The following is a 24,410-nucleotide window of genomic DNA, read 5'->3' as shown; positions in this document are numbered from 1 at the left end:
GCATTACTCGTATTCCTCCTTTTGTTTGCGTATTCTTTATTCTCAAAAGTTTCTGACGCCCCAGTGACTAAACCAAAGATGCAAGCGCAAACTACTACAGCAGAGTATCCGCAAGGCTACTTTAGAAATCCTCTTGATATCCCTATTAAACTTGCTGCGAATTTTGGGGAGTTAAGGCCAAATCACTTTCACATGGGTCTTGATATCCGTACCAATCAACGAGAAAACCTGCCTGTTTATGCGGCAGCCGAAGGATATATAAGCAGAATAAAAATTGAAAGGTTTGGCTTTGGTCGAGCTATATATATAAACCACCCTAACGGCTATACTACTTTATATGCTCATTTAAATGACTTTTATAAGCCTTTAGATGACTATTTAAAAGAGAAACAATATAACGATCAAAAATGGGAGCAGGAGTTTGAGTTTGAACCTAATCAATTTCCTGTAACAAAAGGTCAGTTCATAGCTTTCAGTGGTAACACAGGAGGGTCAGCAGGTCCACATCTTCATTTTGAAATCAGGGATACAAAAACAGGCAACAATCTAAATCCCTGGCTTTTCAATTTCGGTTTAGACGATAATATTAAACCAACTATTTTCCGCCTTTATGCTTACGATAGAAGGTACAGCACATACCAGGTCGGCCCTACTTCAATACCTATATCAGGATCAAATGGAAATTATTCTGCAACAAGTAACGTTGTAACGCTACAGTCTCCTTTAGTAAGTTTCGGTATTGCTGCAGGTGATAAAATAACTGCTGTATCAAATTATTATGGTATTTATGAGGCGAGTATTTCAGTTGATAATTCTTTGCGATCAACCTTTAAGTTAAACGACTTTTCGTATGATGAGACAAGGTATATAAATGCAAGTATCGATTACAAAACAAGGCTGTCAGGTGGAAACTTTATTCAACACTTAAGTAGACTGCCGGGTAATTACAGTCTTATATTTTCACAGGACGATGACGGCCAAATTGTGCTTTCAGATACGTTAATTCATCAGGCTGAAGTTGTAGTTAAAGATGTAGCAGGTAACGCGTCCGTGATAAAATTTAAGTTGAAATGGGACGGATCAGCAAATGAAAAGTTGATGTTTAATGCAAATAATCTCTCAATGATACCGGGGAAAGAAAACGTTTTTAAAACAACCGATGTTGAAGCGGTTTTTTCAGAAAAAGCTTTTTATGACACTGTTCCTTTTGTTTACAAATCTGTTATTTCTAATGATACCAAGGCAGTGTCGCCCATTCTTTACCTGCATAATAATACAACACCGGTTCACGACAGTTTCACTGTACGTATAAAACCTTCTGATTTCCTCACTACAGAGGATAGAGAAAAAGTAGTGGTGCAACTGGTTAACAATCGAAAAACAGACGTAGTAAAAGGGTTCTGGGTAAATGATTGGATGGAAGCAAAATTCAGAGACCTTGGAATGGTAAAATTGGTGATAGATAACATCGCTCCACGAATTACTGCAACAGGTTTTGTAAATGGGGGCTCTGTTAGCAGCAAAAAATCAATTTCTTTTCTGGTAACAGATAACCTTGGAGAAATTAAAAGCTTTAGAGCTTTGCTTGATGGCAACTGGTTGCTATTTAGCAGAAAAAAAGACTCTTTTATTCATACTTTCGACTACAGAACATCTCCGGGAAAACATGAACTCATAGTTACAGTTGAAGATCTTGCAGGAAACGTAAACGAGAAGACTTTTGTTTTTACCCGGTAAGAACCGAGGATTCGTTGGGTAACAAGTTTCCAGGTAACCGAGCTTTAACTGCATTCAATTAAGCTTAGTAAAAACACATGGTACAGGTCTACATGTAAAAGAAGCGTAGGTTTTAGAAAGTGTGGCAACTCGAAATCCCGTACTTTTTTACTGGTCAGAAGTTGCTATTATTAAAACCAACACCTGCGTTATGCAAACCCGAACACGAATTACAAAAACTCCTGTTTCAGCAATTAAAATTCTTATAATAGGTATGGATGCTCATTAAAAGCAATCGACTGTAGCCACCCACTTTGGTGGCACTTATATTAAAACCATGGCTGCCTCTTTTTCATAGCAGTGAGTGACATAACCTTGACGGCATCTTTATTCACCTGCTTGCAACCAAAGCTTCCTGATTTTCTTCTTTAAGACATAAGTCGAAAAAGACTTAGGTATACCAATTGTTAGGTTTTAAACAATTTACAGATAAGAGCTGTTAACTGAAATTATTTTAAACCCAACAATTATGACACAATTGACAGAAGGAGCCCAGGCGCCAGTTTTTGAAGGAGTAGACCAGAATGGCAACAAAGTATCATTAAGCGATTTTAAAGGCAAGAAAGTGATTTTATATTTTTATCCTAAAGATGATACTCCGGGTTGTACAGCACAAGCATGTAACCTCAGAGACAATTACCATGACTTGATTAATAAGGGATTTCAAGTGGTTGGAATAAGTACCGACAGTGTAAAAAGCCACAAAAAATTTGAAGATAAGTTTCAGTTACCCTTTCCTTTAATCGCTGATGAAGAAAAGAAAATAGTTGAAATGTATAATGTCTGGGGAGAGAAAAAATTTATGGGTAATACCACAGTTGGTACTATAAGAACAACTTATCTGATTGATGAAGAGGGAAAGATAAAGAAGATCATTACAAAGCCTGATACAAAAAACCAAACTCAACAAGTTTTAGACGCGTGGAACTAAGGGCGATTGAAAGGTTATGTAAAGGAGGAGGAGAATCATACTCGGTAAGCGTAATTAAACTTTTGACATTAATGAAATGATCATATATTCGTGTACCCCCACTCTTTTATTAGCACACCCTGAAATAACCCACACTTTGACCAAGGTAAAAATTAAAGAAAATTCGTGGTTGGCAAAAATTGCTGCCAGGAAATTGGATAGTTCCTCAATGGCGATGGTGGTAGGTAGAACTATTCACCTACACAATTCTTCTAAAGCAGATTTCTTAAGAAATAAAAGATGGGTACGACATGAAGTTGCGCATGTAAAACAATATGCAAAACTGGGCATATTACGGTTTATCTTTTTTTATCTCTTAGAGTCTTTCAATAAAGGGTACGAGAACAATAGCTTTGAAATAGATGCACGACAAAAAGAGAAAGACCTTTCAATACTTTCAGAAGTGCATTTTAATTAAGGTAAAACCCATTTAACGTCGTTATAAGAAACAGGAGAACTGTTGTTTTTACTTATCAACAGTTCTCCGTTTTTATTAACCCCTTTAATAATACCGTTAAAGCGCACGCTGTCTTTCTCGAAAGCTGCCTGCTGATTGATCTTGTACAGATGGAGGCAATATTCCTCTATTATAGCTGGAGCAGGCGAAGTCAGGAGCTGTTGCCAACGATTCTCTAAACTTGCACAAAGTTCTTTTGCAAGTTCTATTACATTGTATGTTTTTCCGGTTATTTGCTTCAACGAAACAGGATTTCTTATTTCTTCAGGAAACAAAGTTTGGTTAATATTTATTCCAATTCCAACAATAGCGTATCTCCAATTTTCTCCACTTAATACGTTTTCAATTAATACGCCACCTGCCTTTCTGTCTCCCCAATAAATATCATTTGGCCATTTAATGTAAGTTTTATCAACAGCATATCTTTTGAAAAAATCATGACAGGCTAAAGCGACTGTAGCATTTAAAAGAAATTGATTTTCAACCAGAAGCATCTTTGGTTCGAGGATGGAGCTGATCATTACGTTCTGGCTGCGCTCCGCATTCCACCGCTTTCCCCGCTGGCCTTTTCCCGCGTTTTGATAATGAGCAAACCATGTTGTACCATGTACTGCCAAATGTGCTTGTGCCATTTGCATGGCATAGTTGTTGGAGCTTTCTACTTCACTTAATTCAAAAAACGGTTTACCAACTGGATTATGTCTTGGCAAAGAATTAGTATTTTTGACAAAGATAGAATCCTGAATCGTTTCTGAGGTAAAACTCAAGTTGATTAAACAGAATTACGTATCATTTTCCGTTTGAACTTAAAGCCTAAGTTCTGCGTTTATCGCTAACACAAACAGTATTATTAATTTAAAGATTTGAATTTATTGGAACCACTTTCATTATTATCCACCCGTAAAAAAAATACGGCCACCAAACTTACCCGAAGCTCTAAGCTTTTTAAGACGATTATTAAAGCTATTCAGGAGAAAAAAGGCGAAAATATCGTTTCGCTTGATCTACGTAAAATTCACGAGGCAGTATCAGACTTTTTTATTATTTGCGAAGCCAGTAACCCACAACAGTTACGAGCCATTGGAGAGTCTATAGAAGAAGAGGTTAAGAAGAACTGCGACGAAGTAGCCTACAAACATGAAGGTTACCAGGCATTGCAATGGGTGCTGATAGATTACGTAAACATTGTTGTGCACGTGATGCTTCCCGAACCAAGGAAGTTTTACCAACTTGAAGAAATGTGGAGTGATGCACAAAGAGAGGAGCACGCGGATTAATTATCACCGTAAAAAATTAAAAAAGGGAGTTTCTACCTTACAGAGATGAAGAAATATGGCACAAGAAGATAAAAAAGTAAAAAAAGATTTTAGAAATATCCCTGGTATTCCTCCATCGGGTGATGATAAGACTGGGCGTAAAGGCCCGAAATTCAGCATTTATTGGATATATGCGATAATAGCAGTTGTACTAATTGCAGCTAACTTATTTAATATGTCTGCTGATGCTGTTAAAACGAACGAGATGGAGTTCAGGCAAGAAATGCTGGCAAAAGGAGATGTTGAAAAGCTAGAGCTTATAAAAAATAAAGAATCAGTTAGGGTTTACATTAAACAAGAAAGTTTAAGTAAGCCTTTTTATACAAGTAAATTAAAAAGACCTTCTAACGGAAATACCAAAGGAGGACCGCATTTTGAATTTACTGTAACTGATTGGGAGAGTTTCAACGCAGGCCAAAACGCTTTTTTCAGAGACTCTACAGCAAACCCCCTGCGCATTAATGAAGTACCTGAGCTTGTAACAAACGAAGGTGAATGGTATGGACCGGTTTTAAACACTTTTGTAACTATAGCATTATTTGTTGGCTTATGGGTATTGCTTATGCGGAAAATGGGTGGACCTAGTGGTGGAGGTGGACCGGGCGGAATATTTAACATCGGAAAATCTAAGGCTACTTTATTTGAAAAAGGTACTCGGGTAAACATAAATTTTGGCGACGTTGCAGGTTTGGATGAAGCCAAAGTAGAAGTGATGGAAATTGTTGATTTTCTTAAAAATCCTAAAAAATATACTGCGCTGGGTGGAAAAATTCCGAAGGGTGCACTTTTGGTAGGACCTCCGGGTACAGGTAAGACATTACTTGCCAAAGCTATGGCAGGTGAAGCGCAGGTACCCTTCTTCAGTTTAAGTGGTAGTGATTTCGTGGAGATGTTTGTAGGAGTAGGTGCAAGCCGTGTAAGAGATTTGTTTAAGCAGGCAAGAGAAAAGGCTCCATGTATCATTTTTATAGATGAGATTGATGCAATAGGTCGTGCACGGGGTAGAAATGCCATCATGAGCAACGATGAAAGGGAAAACACGTTGAACCAGTTACTAGTAGAGATGGATGGTTTTGGAACAGATATAGGTATCATTATACTTGCTGCTACCAACCGCCCGGATGTACTTGATACTGCCTTGTTAAGACCAGGACGTTTCGACAGACAAATATCTATTGACAGACCAGATGTAAAAGGTCGTGAGGCAATCTTTAAAGTGCACCTAAAGCCAATTAAGATTTCGCAAACATTAGATATTCATAAACTTGCCGAACAAACACCTGGATTTGCCGGCGCAGACATAGCCAACGTGTGTAACGAAGCTGCCTTGATCGCAGCCCGAAAAAACAAAGATGCAGTTGACATGAGCGACTTCCAGGATGCAATTGATCGTGTTATCGGAGGTCTTGAAAAGAAGAATAAAATTATTCTTCCTGAGGAGAAAGAGATTATTGCTTATCATGAGGCTGGTCACGCAATATGTGGATGGTTTTTGGAACATGCTTATCCACTGCTAAAAGTTACCATCGTTCCCCGGGGAACTGCAGCTTTAGGATATGCTCAATACACGCCTCGTGAACAATACTTGTATAATACTGATCAACTTTCTGATCAGATTTGTATGACCTTGGGTGGCCGGGCTGCAGAGGAGATCATTTTTGGAAAAATTTCGACCGGAGCAAGTAATGATCTACAACAGATTACCAAGATGGCTTATTCCATGGTAACTGTTTATGGTATGAATAATAAGATTGGGAATATTAGTTACTACGATCCAACCCAGGAGAACACTTTTACAAAGCCTTTTAGTGAGGAAACGGGTAAAATGATTGATGAGGAAGTAAGAAATCTTATTGCAGAAGCGTATGTGCGTACAAAAAACCTACTGACTGAGAAAAGAAGAGAGGTCGAAATATTAGCTAAAGAACTTTTGGAAAAAGAAGTATTATTCCAAAGTGACGTAGAGACTTTGATAGGAAAAAGACCTTTTGAAGACAAAAAAATTCTCGACGTGCAGCCGGAAGTTAACGCAGAACTTAGCGCACCTCCTGAAAAAACAGTGGTAGATATGTAAACGATCAAGCAGTATAAATATGCAGATATCTTCTTCTAAGGAAAATGTTTTAAAAAAAATAAGACAGGCACTGGCAAACCCGGTGCCTGTTCCTTTTTCTAACAGCGAAGGAAATACAAGTGTTTTCCAGCCTTCAACTAAAGAACTTGAAATTGAATTTGCCGAGAATTTTACAGGACTATTAGGAAAATTTTCTTTCTGTATAGATGAAAAAGAATTGGCTCAGCAACTTCAACAATTGACTGTCGCTAAAAAACTAGAATCAGTTTTTTGCAATGAAAAAGAAATAAGGCAGAAACTAGTAACGGCCGGCTTTAATAATTTTTCTGCTACGGACGTAGCTTCTTGCGATGCCAGTATTACCGGCTGTGAGCTGTTGATTGCCAGAACCGGTAGCTTGCTAATGAGTTCAGCTCAAACTAGCGGAAGAACAGTAAGTGTGTATGCCCCGGTTCATATTTGCGTAGCTTATACAAGGCAGTTAGTATATGACATTAAAGAAGCCTTATTGAATGTAAAAGAAAAATATGCTGGAAAGCTTCCTTCGTTAATCACCTTAGCAACTGGGCCAAGTCGCACCGCAGATATAGAAAAGACATTAGTAGTAGGGGTACATGGACCTGCAGAGGTTTACGTTTTTTTAGTTGAAGGATAATTGCCGGCTTTTTTGTGTCGAATAAAAAGTACGAATTATAAGATTGCCGGCGATGCGCTTTCCTAGCTATCACCATCCATCTTCGCATTAAAGTTTAAGATGCAAATATGAACGATGTTGCAGCAAAGGCCAAAGCTGCAAGTTGTTGTAAAAGTTGAACGAAATGCGTCGCAAGAATGACGTAATGAAAATCTATCGCTGGTATCATAATTATCCTACCATCTTTTTTTAATGACAGTAATAAATGCAATTTGTACAATTGTAATTATTTGTAGTCGCATCCTTATTTACCTTTAGCAGTATGAAGAATAATATAACCAGTCTATTTGTATATGGCACTTTGAGAAAAGGCTTTCATAATGCTGCTTACGACTATATCAGCAAGCACTTTAATTGGATTGGGGAAGCGAAGGTTAAAGGGGAGTTGTATGATTTGGGAGAGTACCCGGCAGCTATACCGACCGACGAAGAACTTTTTATCAAAGGCGAATTGTATGAATTAAAAGAAGCGGGTGAATTTGATTGGGTAATTGACCAACTGGACGACTATGAAGGGTTGAACCCGGAGGAGGGAGAGGTAAAATTGTATACGCGTGAACCAGTGCAGGTGTTTTACAATCATCAATCTACGCAGGCGTGGATTTACTGGTACAACAAAGATGTGACAGGGAAACCTTTAATAGCTTCGGGAGATTTCTTTGAAGCCACCACTTTTAAAAGCAAGGTATAGCGGATGGAAGTACCTGCAGGAAAAAAAATATACTTCTTATCCGACTTCCATTTAGGCGCGCCTGATTACGAAAGCAGTTTAAAAAGAGAAAAAATAATTGTTGCTTTTTTGGAGTCAATCAGGCCGACTGCTTTAGCCATTTTTATTGTTGGAGACATGTTTGATTTCTGGTTCGAATACAAGCAGGTGACGCCTAAAGGATATGTACGCCTGCTCGGAAAGCTTGCAGAAATAACTGATAGCGGCATCCCAATCCATTTTTTTGTTGGCAATCATGATATGTGGATGCGTGGTTACTTTGAGAAAGAGTTAAACATCCCTGTTTACTTTGAGCCGAAGACTTTTGAATGGAACGGTAAACGTTTCTTTATTGGTCATGGAGATGGTCTTGGGCCCGGCGATAGCGGCTATAAGCTTATGAAAAAAGTTTTCAGAAACAGGATGAGTCAACTCCTGTTCGGAATGTTGCACCCCAGTTGGGGTATTGGATTAGCAAATTTTTTCAGTCGTAAAAGCAGGCAGAAAACGGGCAGTTCTGATGATGTGTTTTTAGGTGAAGAGAATGAATGGCTCGTAATCTTTTCGAAACAGGTTTTAGCAAAAGAACACTACGACTACTTTATTTTCGGGCATCGGCATTTACCTCTGGATGTCTCGCTTTCGGGAAAGAGCCGGTATATAAACCTCGGCGATTGGATAAAGCATTTTACTTTTGCCGAATTTGATGGCAACCAAACCCAACTTAAAAAACTGGATCAGTTAGATTGAAAAAACCGCTCATCATACTTGTATGTTGCTTTGCCGTCATGCTCTCTAACGCGCAGGAGCCGGCAATTCTAAAAGTATCTCTCCTTCAAACATTAAAAGCAAGCGTAAAAGACTTTACAACTGACCATCTTGGAAACATGTACCTGCTAACGGCAACAAACCAGGTAAAAAAGGTAAACGAGAGGGGCGATTCAATTGCTGTTTATAACGATGTAAGAAGGTATGGCAAGGTTTACTCAATAGACGCTACAAACCCTCTAAAGATTTTAGTTTATTACAAAGATTTTTCCACGATCATCATTTTAGATCGCCTATTGAATATTCGGGGGATGGTGAATTTGAGACAGCAGAACATTCTACAGGCCACTGCAATAACCACTAGCTACGATAACAATATTTGGGTATTTGACGAGTTAGAAAACAAGCTGAAGAAGATTGATGATACTGGTAGGGTATTAACAGAATCGTCTGACTTCAGGCAAATATTCGATTCTGTTCCTACACCAAATGCCATGTACGATCGCGATGGCCAACTCTACCTGTACGATCCATCAAAGGGATTGCTTGTTTTTGATTATTATGGAGGCAGAAAGAACAATTATCAATTACTGCACCTTACCGACTTACAGGTAATTGACAAAAACACCATAACGGGCAGAGATAGCGCGTATATTTTTTTGTATAAACCTACCAGCCTCCAGTTATCATCTTTTAAAGCTTTTGCTGATCAGGGCGTTTTTAGAAAGATTAATTTCAATGGCAGTTTGCTGTATTGCCTTACCAATAATGATCAGTTGCAAATTTTTAAGGTAGTAAAGTAGTGTTGTAAAAACGCTTTGTACCCAACGCTACATCGCTGTTGAGGCTTCCGTTGCGTCGCACACTTGTACCCGATCAATTAATTCCACAATTCACTTCAGCAATGCTTTCACAGAAATGCAGTCTTCATTATGGTTCTAAATTCGCCTTTAGGTCCAATAAAAAGCTTTTGAACTTCTGCAACGTGTTCGTCAGCTGTAACTGTATATCGGCTTTTTTCTTATGGGTTTTAATGTACTCTTTAGCGCCTTCAATTGTGTATTTTCTTTGGCGCAGCAACTGGTAAATGAGTTGTAAGTTTTTTACATCTTCCGGTCTAAATAAGCGATCGCCCTTCCGGTTCTTTCGTGGTTTTAGAACATCAAATTCATTTTCCCAAAAACGCAGCAGGGAAGTGTTTACCCTAAACCATTTTGCCACTTCACTTATCGGGTAATATTGTTTTTGAAACAAAATTTCATCTTCCGGAATTTCTATTAAGTCTACTTCTGCGTCAATCTCTTTAAAAGATTTTCTACCTCTTTTTTGTAAAGGCTTCTTTACTTTCTCCTTTTTTACTTTTACAATTGGTGCAGGAAAAGGACTGGCATTTTTAATCTTAACCGTAATCTTTCCATCATCAAAAATTACTGATCCGTTTCTTTGAAGTTCAGGTACCTGTAGTTTTTTTTGTTTTAGAGATACCGCTCTTTTCCTCACCTCTACTACTGGTGGTTCTGCTATAAGAGAAACCTTTGATGATATTTCTACCTCATCTACAATTAATATTTCCGGTATTGGCGATACTGCTTCAAAAACCTCTGTTGTATTCACCTGGTCTTTAAAGTCTTCTACTTTTTCTGGTTCATAGTAAGCCTCATTAGAACCTTGAATTTCTTGCTTAATTTCTTCTATAATAGTTTGTATCTCTTGTTCGGTTGCTTCTACTACAGCAGGCGTATTAAATAAAGAAGAAAGAGATGGGGAAGCTGGTGTGGGTGGTAAAATTTCAGCCGCGGGCACTTGCATCTCCCCTACTACCTCCTCCATTTTGCCCGTCGGCAACTTTTCAAGGTATAATCGCTCACTTCTTAAGGCGTTTCCAGAATAAGAATGCGAAACGGCTTTGGCGGCATTTGCGTCATTTTCTTCTTTTTTTGAAACAACCGCTTTTTCCTCAGGCTTTTTTTCCTGTGGAGGGGTTTCAAAAACAGAACCGAACAAGTCAAGCTGGCGCATACTGTAAAAATAGTCAATGAAGACGCAACACTAAAGGGAGTTTTTCCACAGATTTGAAACAAAACCCCATTTAATAAATTAGTAACAGCTGCAACCTGCTGACAAAATGATTTGCCGTACCAGTGAGTGACACAAGGATGTTTAATAGATTTTCTAAAGCCGTGTTCAACAAAGTTTTTTATAAAAAATATGGGCGTCCATCAATCGAAGCTTTGGTTAATTGTGGCAGCAAGTTTAACCAGGCGATCAAACTGCTCTGGAGTAAGATCGTTATAAAAGAAGTAAATGGGATTTACCTGGTCTCCATTTTTGCGAACTTCATAATGGCAATGAGGTCCGGTACTTTTACCTGAGCTTCCTACCCAGCCGATTACTTCACCACGCTTTACAACTTTACCTGCACGTGCTTTTATTTTGGACATGTGTGCGTACAACGTCTCATACCCGTAACCGTGATCGATCACCACATTATTTCCATACCCTCCTTCTTCGCGACCCGCGTTTTTTACCTTACCATCGGCAGTTGAGTAAATAGGGGTTCCAATGGGAGCCGCAAAATCGAGACCTGCATGAAACTTTGAAACTTTGTAAACAGGGTCTATACGTGAGCCAAAACCCGACGCAATGCGGGTAAGTTCTTTGTTACTAACAGGCTGAATAGCAGGTATCGAAGCCAACAGTTTTTCTTTATCATGCAGCATCGCGTCTATCTCCTGGTAACTTTTATCCTGGAAAGCGGCCCTTGCGTTTAGATTGTTTAATTGACCCACTATGCTGCCAATAAGTTCATTATCGTCCATCTTTTGAATAAGCGCTATTTCCTGCGACCTTTCAATTTGCTTTGCCCTCGCGCTATCGGGGATGGGACTCGCTTCAAAAATTGCACGGTAAACCTGGTTATCTCTTTTTTCGAGTTCCCCTAGTTTTTGCTGCAATTCCTGAACGCGTTTGCTTAGCAGGGAGTAATTATTTTGGTAGCTTTCAACTTGTTTTCGTAGGATGCGTTCGTTGGGAGAACCTATGTATTTGAAACCTACCCATACAATTATAGCAGCCGATACAAGTGAAGTTGCAATAAATCCAAACACGCGTAACAGCTTAACCCGCAAAGGAACCGTAAGCTTTTCGTAACGGAGTGCGTGTGTATTGTAGAAATATTTTACTTTCTTCAATTGCCTGATTTTCCGTTTTTAAAAAATACTGCTACTCCCGACAAAGTTCCGTCAATAATCGCTTTAAAACAATTTGGAGCATAAACTCTTCAACCGCGAGCGAGGAAAGTGTTTTCATTTCTTACCTTCGCCCCCTGAAATTTTAGGGGTTTAAATTAAAATTTGATATCAAATAATTTTGATTGTTATGATGACGAGTGCAGAAATAAGAAAGGAATTTTTAAATTTTTTTGCTCAAAAGGAACATCTGATTGTTCCCTCTGCGCCGATTGTTATTAAGAATGACCCTACCCTGCTGTTTACCAATGCAGGCATGAACCAGTTTAAAGACTATTTTTTAGGCAATAAAAACCCTGAGAAATCGCGCATAGCCGATACGCAAAAGTGTCTTCGTGTAAGTGGTAAACACAACGATTTGGAAGAAGTAGGTGTGGACACCTATCACCACACCATGTTTGAAATGTTGGGTAACTGGAGCTTTGGCGATTATTTTAAACCCGAAGCAATTGCATGGAGCTGGGAGTTGCTGACGGAAGTTTACAAACTGGATAAAGACCGGTTATATGTAACCATATTTGAAGGAAGCGAAAGAGAAAACCTTCCAAAAGATAACGAAGCTTACAATGAATGGAAGAAGGTTATTAACGAAGACAGAATTATTTTAGGAAATAAGAAAGATAACTTTTGGGAAATGGGCGACACCGGGCCATGTGGCCCTTGTACTGAAATACACGTTGACTGCCGAAGCGATGAGGAAAGAAAAACGGTTGAGGGAAAAACGCTGGTGAACAACGATCACCCACAGGTGATAGAGATTTGGAACAATGTATTTATTCAATACAACCGGTTGAAGAATGGCGATCTTGAAGCGCTGCCTTCGCGCCATGTAGATACGGGTATGGGGCTTGAGCGTTTGGTTAGAGTACTACAGCAAAAGAGCAGTAATTATGATACTGATCTTTTTACTGGAACAATTGCCCATACAGAAAAATTAACCGGCAAGAACTACACAAACACCGATGATAAGAAAGATGTAGCATTTAGAGTAATAGCCGACCATATACGGGCAATTGCATTTACGATTGCTGACGGCCAACTTCCATCAAACACGGGAGCCGGATATGTTATCAGAAGAATTCTGCGTAGAGCTGTGCGGTATTACTATTCATACCTCGATTATAAACAACCCTTATTATTTGAGTTAATGCCTGTGTTAGGTTGGCAATTTGGTTCTGTTTTTCCTGAATTGTACGCTCAGCTTGATTTTGTAACGAAGGTTGTGAAGGAAGAAGAAGAGGGGTTTTTAAGAACGCTGGAAAAAGGCCTTAAAAAGATTGATGAGCTGATGGCTCAAACTTCTAGTAGTGTTATTGATGGGAAAGCAGCATTCGAATTATTTGACACTTACGGCTTTCCTATTGACTTAACACGTTTGATTGCTTCCGAAAACAATTTACAGGTCGACGAAGAGGGGTTTGAAAAAGAATTGCAACAACAGAAGACCCGCAGCCGGGCAGCTACTGTAATAGATACTGAAGACTGGATCGTATTAAACGAAACTCCATCAACTGAATTTGTTGGTTACGACAGCCTGGAAGTTAAAAGTAATGTTGTGAGATACCGAAAGGTAAAAGCAAAAGGCAAAGAAGCGTTTCAGTTGGTTTTAGATACGACGCCCTTTTATGCAGAAAGCGGTGGACAGGTAGGTGATAGAGGTGTGCTTACTTTTGGAATGCAGACAATTGAGGTAATAGACACAAAAAAAGAAAATAACGTTACTATTCATTTTACAGAAAAGCTTCCTGAACAAATTGAGGGGGAGGTGATAGCCAGGGTTGACGAAGCGTTTCGAAGGAGTACCGAAGTAAATCATAGTGCAACACATTTACTGCATGCAGCTTTAAGACAGGTTCTGGGAACGCACGTAGCCCAAAAAGGTAGCCTTGTAAATAACGAACATCTGAGGTTTGACTTTTCTCATTTTTCGAAAGTGACAGATGAGGAAATTGCACAAATAGAGTCAATTGTAAATCAGAAAATAAGAGAAAATGTGCCGGTTGTCATCAAGCAGATGAGCAAAGAAGAAGCTGTGGGAATGGGGGCAATGGCGCTGTTTGGAGAAAAATATGGGGATGTAGTGAGAGTGGTTGTTATGGATCCGTCCTATTCAGTTGAGCTGTGTGGAGGAACCCATGTAAGCAATACCGGCGAACTTGGATTCTTTAAAGTTAAACACGAAACTGCTGTTGCAGCAGGTGTACGAAGGATAGAAGCAGTAAGCGGGAAAGCTGCCGAACAACTTATACACGAGCAATTTTCTTCTTTGCAGCAAATTAAAGAATTATTGAAAAATCCCAAAGATGTAAAGAAAGCAGTAGAAAGCCTGCAGTTGGAAAATGCAGAACTAAAGAAAAAAATAGAAAGTCTTGAAGCAAAGCAACTTGCTGCAATAAGACCCACATTATTAAAAAAGGTCGAACAAGTAAATGGGATAAACTTTCTGGGGCAAATTGTTGAAGTAAGTAACGTGGAAAGTTTAAAGAAACTGTGTCTGGACCTGAAACAGGAATTACAAAATTACGTAGTGGTGTTAGCAGCAAAGGCTGATGGAAAAGCCCATGTAGTAATTATGCTAGATGAGGCAGTTGCGGCAGCGAAAAACCTGGAAGCACCTAAAATTATTAAAGAACATATAGCCCCTTTAATTAAAGGTGGTGGCGGTGGACAAAAGACACTGGCAACGGCCGGTGGGCAAGATGCAAGTACCTTATTACAGGTTATTGAAAAAGTGAAAAGCTTATTGTAATACTTAAAGAATGTTGTTTTAATCTCAAAACCTCTGCAATCGCGGAGGTTTTTCATTTTATGCCTCAAAACATCTACCGCTCATCCAAAGGGGTTCATTAATCTTTTCATTCTATCACTGATTTTACGCTTTTTTATCTTCTTGCATTAAAAACCGGCAAACCCACGCCAGCATTAGCTTTTCAGCCATTTATTTTAGCCTGGCTAATACCGCTCATCAATAACGCTTCAAATACAAACAGGCTTCATCCTATTTCGCTTCATCTGCCTCTTTCCCCTATATACTTTTGACTAGTCAATCAAAAACAACTGACATAAATTATCAAAAAAAATAAAAAACCACATCATGAAAAAGTTATTTATCGCCGCTTTACTTACCATTACAGTTGCTGCAAGCTCATTCGCAACCCCTGATAAAAAGATTAGCAACCTTGCAATCAACAACTTCAGGTTCGAGTTTGCAAAAGCTTCAAACGTCTCATGGTCTACAGCGGAGAACTACTACAAAGCAACTTTTAATATAGGCGCTGAAAAAATGGAAGCTTTTTACAATGCAAGAGGAGAAAAAGTTGCAATCAGCAGAACTATATCAATAGACGAATTACCTGTTAAAGCTAAAAGAGCCTTTGCAAAAGACTATAGCGACTATATTGTAAAAGAAGCTGTTGAAATGGAGGGAATGGAAGAAACAGCATATTTTATAGCTGCAGAAAACGATAAAGAGTCTGTAATACTTAGAGTAACCGGCACAGGCGGAGTGTCAAATTTTAAGACAACAAAAAAATAAAAGCAGCAAGCATTCGTTCGAAAAGCCTACGCCTCGCGTGGGCTTTTTCTATTTATTTTCAGCTCGTTAAAACCACCTGTAAATCGCTTTTTATTTTTTTAAATTAACAATTCCGAAAGCCTTCGTATTTAAAAATCTTTCTTACATTTGATGTACTAACACTTTCGTAAATCAAAAAATAAAACATTATGAAGAATTGGATTAAATATGTTGTACCGGTATTGGCAACAGCATTTATTGGTACCGCTGCTTCCGCACAGGATCAAAGAGAAAAATCTCCAGGAGACCAGGAAGAGAAATCACAGGAAATTGTGATTCGCAAAAAAGGTGGCAAAACAGAAAAAATGACAATCGTAGTTGATGGTGACAATGTAACTATCAACGGCAAGCCGGTAGATGAATTTAAAAACAAAGACGTAACTGTTTTCAAAAGAGATCGCTCAAGTACTGCCCCTCCACGGGTAAGGGCTTTTTCAAACCCAAAAGGTTTAATGAACGGCGAAGGTTTTGATCGCGCTTTCACCCCTGCGGCTCCCTCAAATAAAGCCTTGTTAGGGGTAATCACTTCCAGGTCCGATGATGGAGTAAAAGTAACTGATGTTACTAAAGAGAGTGGAGCAGAGAAAGCGGGTTTAAAAAAAGACGATATCATTACAAAAGTAGGTGACAAAAAAGTGGAAGAACCCGCCGACCTTATTAAAGCAATTGCTGGCCAAAAACCAAACGATAAAGTCGACATCACCTACAAACGCAATGGCAAAGAAGGTAAGACTACTGCTGTTTTAAGTGAAAACAAAGCACGTTCCTTTGCGTACAACTTCAATAAAGACTTCAACTTCACTCTGCCTGAAGGCGTAATGCCTCCCATGGAAAACTTCAATTTCAACTTTAATAGAAAACCGAAAATTGGTTTACAAATACAGGATGTTGAAGAGGGCAAAGGGGTTACCGTAAAAGATGTTGACGAAAATTCGCCCGCAGCAAAAGCAGGTATTAAAGATGGCGATGTAATAACTGAGGTAAACGGTAAGGAGGTTGCAGGAGTAGATGAGTTGCGTACTGCTATAAAAGATTTGAAAGAAGGCGAAGCCGTTAAATTTTCTTATAAAAGAGGTGGAAAGTCTCAGACTGCAGAAGTTAAAGTTCCGAAGAGATTAAAAACAGCAGACTTGTAACAAAAGCTATCTTTTGCGCAAGCCGTTACAGAAGTGTGGCGGCTTTTTTATTTATATATTATTTGGAGCTTTTTTTAATGTAGCGATAGAACAAGCATATAACATTGTTGTGTCACTCCCTTGTACTTTTTATTCTATATTCAGCTGCCACCTGTTTTACTTTATCTACCATTAGCTTTTCCTTAAAAGTCTTAAAAGCATAGGCAAGCTATTGCCGCCTTTGGTGCTTATCAATGAGCTATGTTGCATTTGCCAGAAGGCCTGAATAAAGCTTTGCAGTACAAAGAGAGTGACACAACGATGTTGATTGAAATTACAAACGTCCATTTATAAAACCCTCCTTACTCACAAACATTTGTAACAAGGCTTAAACAAGCCTTTATCTTAATTCTAATACCTTTACACCGTAACAGCAGGTTTTATTTTTATACTATGGATGTAAACGGAAAATATGAAGTTGTAATTGGACTTGAAGTTCATGCACAGTTACAAACACAAAGCAAATTGTTTAGTGGCGACAGTGCATCATTTGGAGCAGAACCTAACACGCACATCAGTCCCATTACTCTGGGCCATCCCGGCACTTTGCCAAAAACCAATAAAAAGGCCGTAGAATACGCAATTATGATGGGGCTTGTTTGTCATTGCGAGATAGAACGCTTCAATTACTTTGCTCGAAAAAATTATTTTTATCCTGACCTCCCCAAAGGCTACCAGGTTTCTCAACATACTACCCCGATTTGCAAAGGAGGATGGGTTTTTATCAAGACAAAAGATGCAGAGAAAAAAGTGCAACTAAACCGTATCCACCTCGAAGAAGATGCCGGCAAAAGCATTCATGATGCTGACGAAGATTATACGTGCATCGATTTAAACCGGGCTGGCGTTCCGCTGATTGAAATCGTTACAGAACCCGACATGCATTCGGCTGAAGAGGCTTTTCAATACGTTACAGAAATAAGAAAACTTGTTAGATGGATTGGGGTTTGCGATGGAAATATGGAGGAAGGAAGCTTGCGTTGCGATGCAAACGTGTCGATAAGATTAAAAGGTGAAACTGCTCTTGGAACCAAGGTGGAAGTAAAAAATCTGAATTCTATCCGAAACGTAAAAAAGGCAATTGAATACGAAATTGAACGAATGATTGCAATGGTTGAAAAAGGTGAAACAATCATACAGCAAACAAGAAGCTTTAATGCTGATAATGATACCACATTTGCTATACGCGATAAAGAGGAAGCGAATGATTACCGCTATTTTCCCGAACCTGATTTAACTCCATTTCGGTTAAGTGAAGAATTTATAACTGGTATACAAGCGAAGCTACCTGCCTTACCTAACGAATTGTTTGAGAAATACAAATTGTTGGGTTTAAATGAATATGACGCACAGCAAATGTGCGATGAGAAAGCAACTGCAGCATATTTTGAACAGGCTATTTCCTATTCAAAAAATTACAAAGCAATTGTAAACTGGATGACGGGGCCTTTGCGCCAAATACTTAATGAAAGAGGTATTTCTTTCAACGAACTTTCAATAACACCAAAAACACTTGCAGGTTTAGTGGCTATTATTGAGGAAGGAAAAGTAAACTTCTCGGTTGCTTCTTTAAAAATTCTACCGGTTTTATTACAAAGCCCTGCAAAAGAACCCTTACAGGTAGCTAATGAACTCAATCTTTTACAGGTTAGCGAAAGTGCCGATATAGAAAACTGGGTAAATGAAGTGCTGGCAAAAATGCCGGAAAAAGTAGTAGAATATAAAAAAGGTAAAAAAGGTTTAATAGGGCTTTTTGTAGGTGAAATAAAAAAAGTGAGCAAAGGCAAGGCAGACCCTAAGGCGGCAACTCAACTATTGGAAGAAAAATTAAAATAAAAAGTAGCATTTAAATTTTGTTGTTACAATATGAAAAACATGATATACCTGGTACTGCTAATTAGCATCCTCACATCTTGCCAGGAGAAAAAACACGGGGGATTTGTCGTATCAGGAGTTATAGAAAATGCGCCGGGAAAGAAAGTGACACTGATGGAAACTCCCTATGCAAATGCACAACCGGTAGTTCTTGACTCGGCTATTTTAAAAGATAAAGGTTCGTTTACGTTAAGGGGGAGAGCAAATGAAGAAGGAATTTACAGGCTGGTGATAGACAACGGACCCGATGTGATTTTAATAAATGACAACAACAGCATTAAAGTTCATCTTAATGTGAATGACTACAGAAATTATTCTGTGGAAGGTTCCCCAGCTTCGGAGAGCTTACATAACTTGTTTGAAGACTACAGAGCAAAAGACTCGGCAATTCTTGCCAACTTCAAGGTAATAGATAGTATTAAAGCCCTTCAAGGCCAGGATAGTTTGTCAGAAACATTGCAGACTAAGAATGATAAACAGGTTGCCAGTCTAAACAACTTACTCAAAAATTATATAAATAGTTCACCTAGTGCAGCCGCCTCCTTATATGCCTTAGGTATTGCAAGCCAAACGATACCAAATGAAGAAATAATTTCTATGGTGAATGCTACTGCTCAAAAATTTCCGGAGCATACTGGTCTTGCTAAGATCAAAAGCCTGCTAGCTGTTAAAACACCTGCACCGTCAACAAGCGACAATACAAATAGCAGTTATGCACTTTTAAATAAGCAGGCCCCTGATTTAACTATGATGGATGTAAATGGAAAACCTGTTAGTATTAGTAGTTTTAAAGGCAAGTATGTGTTGATTGATTTTTGGGCAAGCTGGTGCGGACCTTGCAGGCAGGAAAACCCGAATGTGGTTGCTGCATATAACCAGTTCAAGAATAAAAATTTTACTATTCTCGGTATATCTCTCGACCAGGACAAGGCAGCCTGGCAAAAAGCGATAGCCAAAGACCAACTAACATGGACGCACATGAGCGACCTAAAACAATGGGAAAGTGCCGCTGTACCCGCTTATGGTTTTGACGGAATTCCTTTTAATGTATTAGTTGATCCTAATGGAAAAATTATCGCAAGCGCTTTAAGAGGAGAAGAGTTAGTGAAGAAGCTGGGCGAAGTGTTGAAGTAAAAAGCAGAATGAAGAAACATCAAATAATTATTAATAAAAAGGCGGCTAACTTTTGTAAAAGTTAGCCGCCTTTTTATTAATAACGAATATAAAACTAATAACCCGGGTTCTGTTGTCCTTTTAAAGTAGGATTGATATCAAGTTCTCTTTGAGGAATGGGTAAGATGATTTTTTGACCTGTACAAGGTGCCGAGATAGCGGCGGTTGGTCCTGTAGTTCTTAACGGTTTACCTTTTCTTAATAAATCCATTCTTCTATGTCCTTCGAAAGCAAGTTCTTTACGTCTTTCATTTAAGATTGCATCAACAAACTCCTGTTTTGAAGAGAATGTGGTAACATTCCATTCTGCCAGGCCAGCTCTTCTGCGTAAAGCATTCATCAAATCAATAGAAGTTTGATTAATCCCGCCAGCTTCAGCTAACGCCTCAGCCCTGTTTAGGTACATCTCGGTAACACGTATCAAGGGTGCGTCGTCTGAATTATTTGTGGCATCGGGGTATTTTAAAGTAAATCTTCTCCTTACGTTATCTGCCGCTACTGCAGAATCGCTTAAGCTTAAACGCTTGTCTCCAGGCTCTGCCAGAAAAGCCTGAACAAGACTTGTACTAAACGGAGCATCACCGCGACCAGCCGGACTTGGGCGGTAATAAGAGCCCCACCCCCCAGACCCTGTACGGGAGTTATCTGTTGTAGTCATAATAGAAACAAAAATATCTTCGGCGGTAGTTTGATCAAAATGACTGTAATTAGGGGCGAGAGCATAGGTCGGTGTTGCAGTGATTACCTCATTAGCACGAGAAGCAGCTTCCGCCCACTCTCCTCTATATAAATGAAACCTTGATAAAAGGGCTCTTGCCGCTCCCTTAGTAGCTCTGCCTCGGGTATTAACAGCAGTAGTATGGGTAGCAGGAAGATCGGGAACAGCTTCTTCAAGATCTTTCTTAATTTGCGCATGTACTTGAGCCACGGTACTTCTTCCCGGAAATTCAACCTGTCCTGCAGTAAATTCTTTCAATACCAAAGGAACGCCGGGAGTATTACCGCTATTACAATTATAGGGTTGTGCAAACAAATTAACGAGTTGAAAATAGGTAATAGCCCTCATAAACTTCGCCTCTGCTACCATTTGTTTCTTTTGAGCATCGGTAAAGCTATTTTCAGTAACGCCGGGCACTCTTTCAATTATGGTATTTGCTCTGATTATAACTCTGTAATGATTTTGCCAAATCAACTGGACATTTGTATTCGTAGCAATTGTAGTGAATTGATTTATCTCTTGCAGCGTCGGAAACGAGCCAACAAATTCTACATTATCTCCCAGGTAGTCATTTATTAGTTGGGGCAAAGCACCAAAAACGTCTAAAATCTGGGCAGAACTATAAACACCTGTCAGTGCAGCCTGCGCTCCGGCTTTGGAAGTAAAAACAGTTTGGTCAGAAACTGATTGTTCAGGTTCTATAACCAGCTCTTTTTTGCATGCTGCTAAAGAACCGGCAAGCATTATTATTAGTGATATTTTCTTTAAGTTCATATAATTTGTTTTTTAAAAACTGTATTAAAGGCCAATATTCAAGCCGAAAGTGATAGTTCTTGACTGAGGTAAAGCAAAAAAAGACTCTCCCATAATCTGGCTGCTGCCGTTAGCAGAAACTTCAGCGTCAGGTCCTCTGAAATTTTTATCTTGTATGATAAACAGGTTTTGCCCTTGAACGTAAAATCTAGCGTTCGATATGTACTTCAACCGACTTAACACAGAAGTTGGAAGTCTGTAACCAAGCGATAAAGTTTTTAAACGGGCATAAGAACCGTTTAGTAATTGCAAGGTTGATGTTTGATGAAATATTGGCGCAGTAGTGCTTGACAATTTTGGCGCAAAAGCCTGGTCGCCCGGGTTCTTCCAATAATTCAATACCGTTGTTGATTTATTAAATCCCGACTGAGTTAAGTTTTCGGTAAAACCTAAACCACTTATCAAGACTTGATTTCCATAAGCGAAATTAAAAAAAGCGGTTAAGTCAAACTCTTTAAAACGAACAGTATTTGTAAAGCCGCCGGTATACTTGGGAATTGCGCTACCAACAATTTGTCTGTCAGCGGCAAGAAGCGTTTTAACAGCTTTACCCGTCTTATCCTCCCACTCTGCGTCCCCGGTTTCTGGATTTACCCCAATATATTTGTTTAAATAGAAGGTATTGCGTGAATAACCTACTATCGCCCTTTGAGCAGCAGAAATTGAAAGAAAATCCCGACCGGCCTCGTCTTTATTACTAGGTAACGAAAGCACCGTATTGCTAACGAAGCCCATATTTAACGAGGTACTCCATTCAAAATTTTTCGATCTGACATTTACAGTATTAAATTCAACGTCAATCCCTTTGTTCTCAATCTCTCCCACGTTCTGATTAACAGAAGGGAAGCCCGTTGTAAATGGTAAAGGAACGCCTATCAGATTATTTACTGTACGCTTGTTATAAACGTTTACATTTAGATTAATCCTTGACTGAAAAAACGAAGACTGAACGCCTATGTCCCATTGTTTGGTTTCTTCCCATTGAAGATTCGGATTAGGAATTTGACTTGGTGTTAATCCTGCCGCACCACCATAATCAGAAAGAGTACCTCCGCCAAATAAACCAAGAGACGGAAAATCGCCACCGATTCTATCGTTTCCTGAGGTACCATAGCTAGCTGTTAGTTTGAGGTTATTCATGAACGTCACATTCTTAAAAAAAGCTTCATCTGAAACAATCCATCCTCCGGAAACAGCGTAGAAAGTACCGTACCTTTTTTCAGCACCAAAACGTGAAGAACCATCACGACGAATAGTACCCTCTAATAAATAACGGTTTTTAAAACGGTAATTAAGTCTTGAGAAGTAGCCTTCGATACCGTAAGCGCTTCGTGATGCAAAAGTAGTCGTTGGGGTTGATCCCGAGGCTACGTTTGGTAAACGGTCGCTTGCAAAACCTGTAGCAGCAACAGTAATGTTATCGTAGTTCGTCTTTTCTATACTATGTCCTAACAATACACCCAAATAGTGTTCATCAAAACGCTTTTCGTAGTTGAGTGTGTTAGTGCTTAACCATTTGCGATTCTGCGAAACGGCACGTGAGGCAGAACCACCTGGGGTAATAAGTTCAACGCTCCTTTGCCTTTCTTCCGCTTGAACATTATCTATACCCCAGTCTGTTCTAAAACGTAAACCTTCTATTAGCGTAAACTCAGCAAACGCATTACCTGTGTTACGGGTCGATATAAAATTGTTTGTATTTAATTCTTCTATCGCCAGCACGTTTGCTATAAAACCTGTATTAATGAAGTTGCCATTTGCGTCTCTTGGTTGAACATAAGGTAAGAATAACGCGGCGGCGGTAAGCGGGGCAAAAGTGTTATTTTCCGCGCCAATACGATCACTATTAGTGTTAGATAAACTGTAATTCACCCCTACTTTAACTCTCTTTGAAATATCATGATCCAGGTTAATTCTTCCTGACAACCTGCGGATATCATTGCCTATCGTGTACCCGCTTTCATTATAGTATGTTCCACCTAAATAAAACCTTGTTCTTTCATTGCCACCCGCAGCGGACAAAGAGTAAGAGTTTACTTTTCCCTGGCGAAGAACAGCATTCGTCCAGTCAAAATCACCTTGAGGAAGCGTTTGCGCTGCCTGACTGCGCGCTGCCCTGTATTCTCCAATATATTTTCTATATTCATCCCCGGTCAATAATGGCAAAGTAGCAGTCGGTTTTGAATAGCCTTTAAAAACATCCAGGCTTACTCTCGTTTTTTGGTTAGCTCCCCTTCGGGTTCTAATCAAAATAACGCCATTTGTACCACGGCTGCCGTAAATTGAAACAGCCGCAGCATCCTTTAAAACAGTCATAGATTCAATATCATTAGGATTTAAATCAAGCAAGGGATTTAAACCAGTACCTCCCCCCTGAGCACCAGACAGTACCTCATCATTTAAGGGTACTCCATCTATTACATAAAGCGGCTGTGTTCCCCCAATAAGTGAAGAAGCACCACGAACCTGCACGTTTGAGGCAGCACCCAACAGGCCTGATGAGTTAACCATATTAACACCCGCAGCTTGCCCTTGTAGAGCTTGTGTTGGAGACACGATAGCCATATTCCTAAAGCTTTCTCCTTTCACTACCGAAGCGGCTTGAACTCTTGTTCTTTGAGTTTGGGTGCCATAACCAACCACTACTACTTCAGATAAATTACCTGCCGATGCTTTTAACTGAACTACTAAAGTGCCTGTATTAGTTACAGCAACATCCTGTGCGGTATAATTTACAGAAGAAACAGTCAAGGACCCGGAGTTGGTCGGTAATTGGAGTGAAAAGTTTCCAGCTGCATCTGTAGTAGTACCGCTTCTGCTTCCTTTCGGTTGCACAGAAGCACCAACAACAGGGTTTCCAGCTTCATCAGTAACCCTTCCGGTTACTGTTCTTGTTTGTGCAAATACCTGCGTATTAGCAAAGGATATGCACAACAGCATAAACAATAAAATTTTTCTCATGTTTTTTTGTTTAAAAAAATAGAACGCATTGATAAAATAAAAAGGCACAAAACACTTAGCAAACGAAAACACCGGAACTGCTGCTTAAGGCAGCATTTATAAAACAATC

19 protein-coding genes are annotated in these 24,410 nt (G+C 39.3%); 14 read left to right on the top strand and 5 right to left on the bottom strand.

From position 1 onward, the window contains the following. The first annotated feature begins 63 nt into the window (after nt 1-63). From JWR87_RS03700 to JWR87_RS03690, 3 genes are all read left to right on the top strand, one after another. Nucleotides 64-1,737 (top strand): M23 family metallopeptidase, encoded by a 1,674-nt coding sequence (locus JWR87_RS03700; RefSeq protein ID WP_297815714.1) that lies wholly within the window; start codon nt 64-66, stop codon nt 1,735-1,737. Nucleotides 1,738-2,245: 508 nt separating this feature from the next. Continuing rightward, nucleotides 2,246-2,707 (top strand): thioredoxin-dependent thiol peroxidase, encoded by a 462-nt coding sequence (gene bcp / locus JWR87_RS03695; RefSeq protein WP_297815711.1) that lies wholly within the window; start codon nt 2,246-2,248, stop codon nt 2,705-2,707. Nucleotides 2,708-2,843: 136 nt separating this feature from the next. Next, nucleotides 2,844-3,164 carry a DUF4157 domain-containing protein gene (locus tag JWR87_RS03690; protein WP_297815708.1) on the top strand — a complete coding sequence of 107 codons (321 nt, stop codon included), beginning with the start codon at nt 2,844-2,846 and terminating at the stop codon, nt 3,162-3,164. Here the strand turns inward: JWR87_RS03690 and JWR87_RS03685 are convergent. Further along, the gene (locus tag JWR87_RS03685; RefSeq protein ID WP_297815705.1) at nt 3,161-3,913 is read right to left on the bottom strand and encodes a biotin--[acetyl-CoA-carboxylase] ligase; all 753 of its coding nucleotides are present in this window, start codon (nt 3,911-3,913) and stop codon (nt 3,161-3,163) included. The two genes, JWR87_RS03690 and JWR87_RS03685, sit on opposite strands and share 4 nt — an antisense overlap. 153 nt (nt 3,914-4,066) lie before the next feature. On the opposite strand from JWR87_RS03685, the gene rsfS reads away from it, so the two are divergent. The 6 genes from rsfS to JWR87_RS03655 all read left to right on the top strand — a co-directional run bounded on the left by rsfS (nt 4,067) and on the right by JWR87_RS03655 (nt 9,567). Beyond that, nucleotides 4,067-4,480 carry a ribosome silencing factor gene (gene rsfS / locus JWR87_RS03680; protein ID WP_297815700.1) on the top strand — a complete coding sequence of 138 codons (414 nt, stop codon included), beginning with the start codon at nt 4,067-4,069 and terminating at the stop codon, nt 4,478-4,480. Between the two features lie 55 nt (nt 4,481-4,535). Further along, nucleotides 4,536-6,593, top strand: a complete 2,058-nt coding sequence (gene ftsH / locus JWR87_RS03675) for an ATP-dependent zinc metalloprotease FtsH (protein WP_297815698.1) — start codon at nt 4,536-4,538, stop codon at nt 6,591-6,593. A 19-nt stretch (nt 6,594-6,612) separates the two neighbouring features. Next, nucleotides 6,613-7,248, top strand: coding sequence for an LUD domain-containing protein (locus JWR87_RS03670; protein WP_297815696.1), 636 nt, complete (start codon nt 6,613-6,615; stop codon nt 7,246-7,248). Between the two features lie 301 nt (nt 7,249-7,549). Then, entirely contained in the window at nt 7,550-7,978 is a 429-nt protein-coding gene (locus tag JWR87_RS03665) for a gamma-glutamylcyclotransferase family protein (protein WP_297815694.1), read from the top strand. Nucleotides 7,979-7,981: 3 nt separating this feature from the next. Further along, nucleotides 7,982-8,746: a UDP-2,3-diacylglucosamine diphosphatase gene (locus JWR87_RS03660; protein WP_297815692.1), complete on the top strand. Its 765-nt coding sequence runs from the start codon at nt 7,982-7,984 to the stop codon at nt 8,744-8,746. Further along, on the top strand, nt 8,743-9,567 hold the full coding sequence (locus tag JWR87_RS03655) for a hypothetical protein (RefSeq protein WP_297815690.1): 825 nt from the start codon (nt 8,743-8,745) through the stop codon (nt 9,565-9,567). The genes JWR87_RS03660 and JWR87_RS03655 overlap by 4 nt, the downstream gene beginning before the upstream one ends. A gap of 127 nt (nt 9,568-9,694) precedes the next feature. Here the strand turns inward: JWR87_RS03655 and JWR87_RS03650 are convergent, their stop codons facing one another. Beyond that, on the bottom strand, nt 9,695-10,783 hold the full coding sequence (locus JWR87_RS03650; RefSeq protein WP_297815688.1) for a MerR family transcriptional regulator: 1,089 nt from the start codon (nt 10,781-10,783) through the stop codon (nt 9,695-9,697). A gap of 200 nt (nt 10,784-10,983) precedes the next feature. After that, nucleotides 10,984-11,955: a M23 family metallopeptidase gene (locus tag JWR87_RS03645; protein ID WP_297815686.1), complete on the bottom strand. Its 972-nt coding sequence runs from the start codon at nt 11,953-11,955 to the stop codon at nt 10,984-10,986. Nucleotides 11,956-12,142: 187 nt separating this feature from the next. On the opposite strand from JWR87_RS03645, the gene alaS reads away from it, so the two are divergent. The 5 genes from alaS (at nt 12,143) to JWR87_RS03620 (ending at nt 19,770) form a co-directional block, all read left to right on the top strand. Next, on the top strand, nt 12,143-14,761 hold the full coding sequence (alaS, locus tag JWR87_RS03640) for an alanine--tRNA ligase (protein ID WP_297815684.1): 2,619 nt from the start codon (nt 12,143-12,145) through the stop codon (nt 14,759-14,761). Between the two features lie 345 nt (nt 14,762-15,106). Further along, nucleotides 15,107-15,547, top strand: a complete 441-nt coding sequence (locus tag JWR87_RS03635; RefSeq protein WP_297815682.1) for a hypothetical protein — start codon at nt 15,107-15,109, stop codon at nt 15,545-15,547. A 188-nt stretch (nt 15,548-15,735) separates the two neighbouring features. Further along, on the top strand, nt 15,736-16,722 hold the full coding sequence (locus JWR87_RS03630; protein WP_297815680.1) for a PDZ domain-containing protein: 987 nt from the start codon (nt 15,736-15,738) through the stop codon (nt 16,720-16,722). Between the two features lie 432 nt (nt 16,723-17,154). Then, on the top strand, nt 17,155-18,597 hold the full coding sequence (gene gatB / locus JWR87_RS03625; RefSeq protein ID WP_297815678.1) for an Asp-tRNA(Asn)/Glu-tRNA(Gln) amidotransferase subunit GatB: 1,443 nt from the start codon (nt 17,155-17,157) through the stop codon (nt 18,595-18,597). 30 nt (nt 18,598-18,627) lie between these two features. Beyond that, the gene (locus JWR87_RS03620) at nt 18,628-19,770 is read left to right on the top strand and encodes a redoxin family protein (RefSeq protein ID WP_297815676.1); all 1,143 of its coding nucleotides are present in this window, start codon (nt 18,628-18,630) and stop codon (nt 19,768-19,770) included. Nucleotides 19,771-19,864: 94 nt separating this feature from the next. On the opposite strand, the gene JWR87_RS03615 is transcribed toward JWR87_RS03620, so the two are convergent. Both JWR87_RS03615 and JWR87_RS03610 read right to left on the bottom strand, forming a co-directional pair. Next, nucleotides 19,865-21,301, bottom strand: coding sequence for a RagB/SusD family nutrient uptake outer membrane protein (locus tag JWR87_RS03615; protein ID WP_297815673.1), 1,437 nt, complete (start codon nt 21,299-21,301; stop codon nt 19,865-19,867). 24 nt (nt 21,302-21,325) lie between these two features. After that, nucleotides 21,326-24,301: a TonB-dependent receptor gene (locus tag JWR87_RS03610; RefSeq protein ID WP_297815671.1), complete on the bottom strand. Its 2,976-nt coding sequence runs from the start codon at nt 24,299-24,301 to the stop codon at nt 21,326-21,328. Nucleotides 24,302-24,410 lie beyond the last annotated feature (109 nt).

This window comes from Segetibacter sp., assembly GCF_025963695.1.
GTDB lineage: Bacteria > Bacteroidota > Bacteroidia > Chitinophagales > Chitinophagaceae > Segetibacter.
The sequence above is the reverse complement of the archived record's forward strand: the minus strand, read 5'-3'. Positions and strand labels throughout refer to the sequence as shown.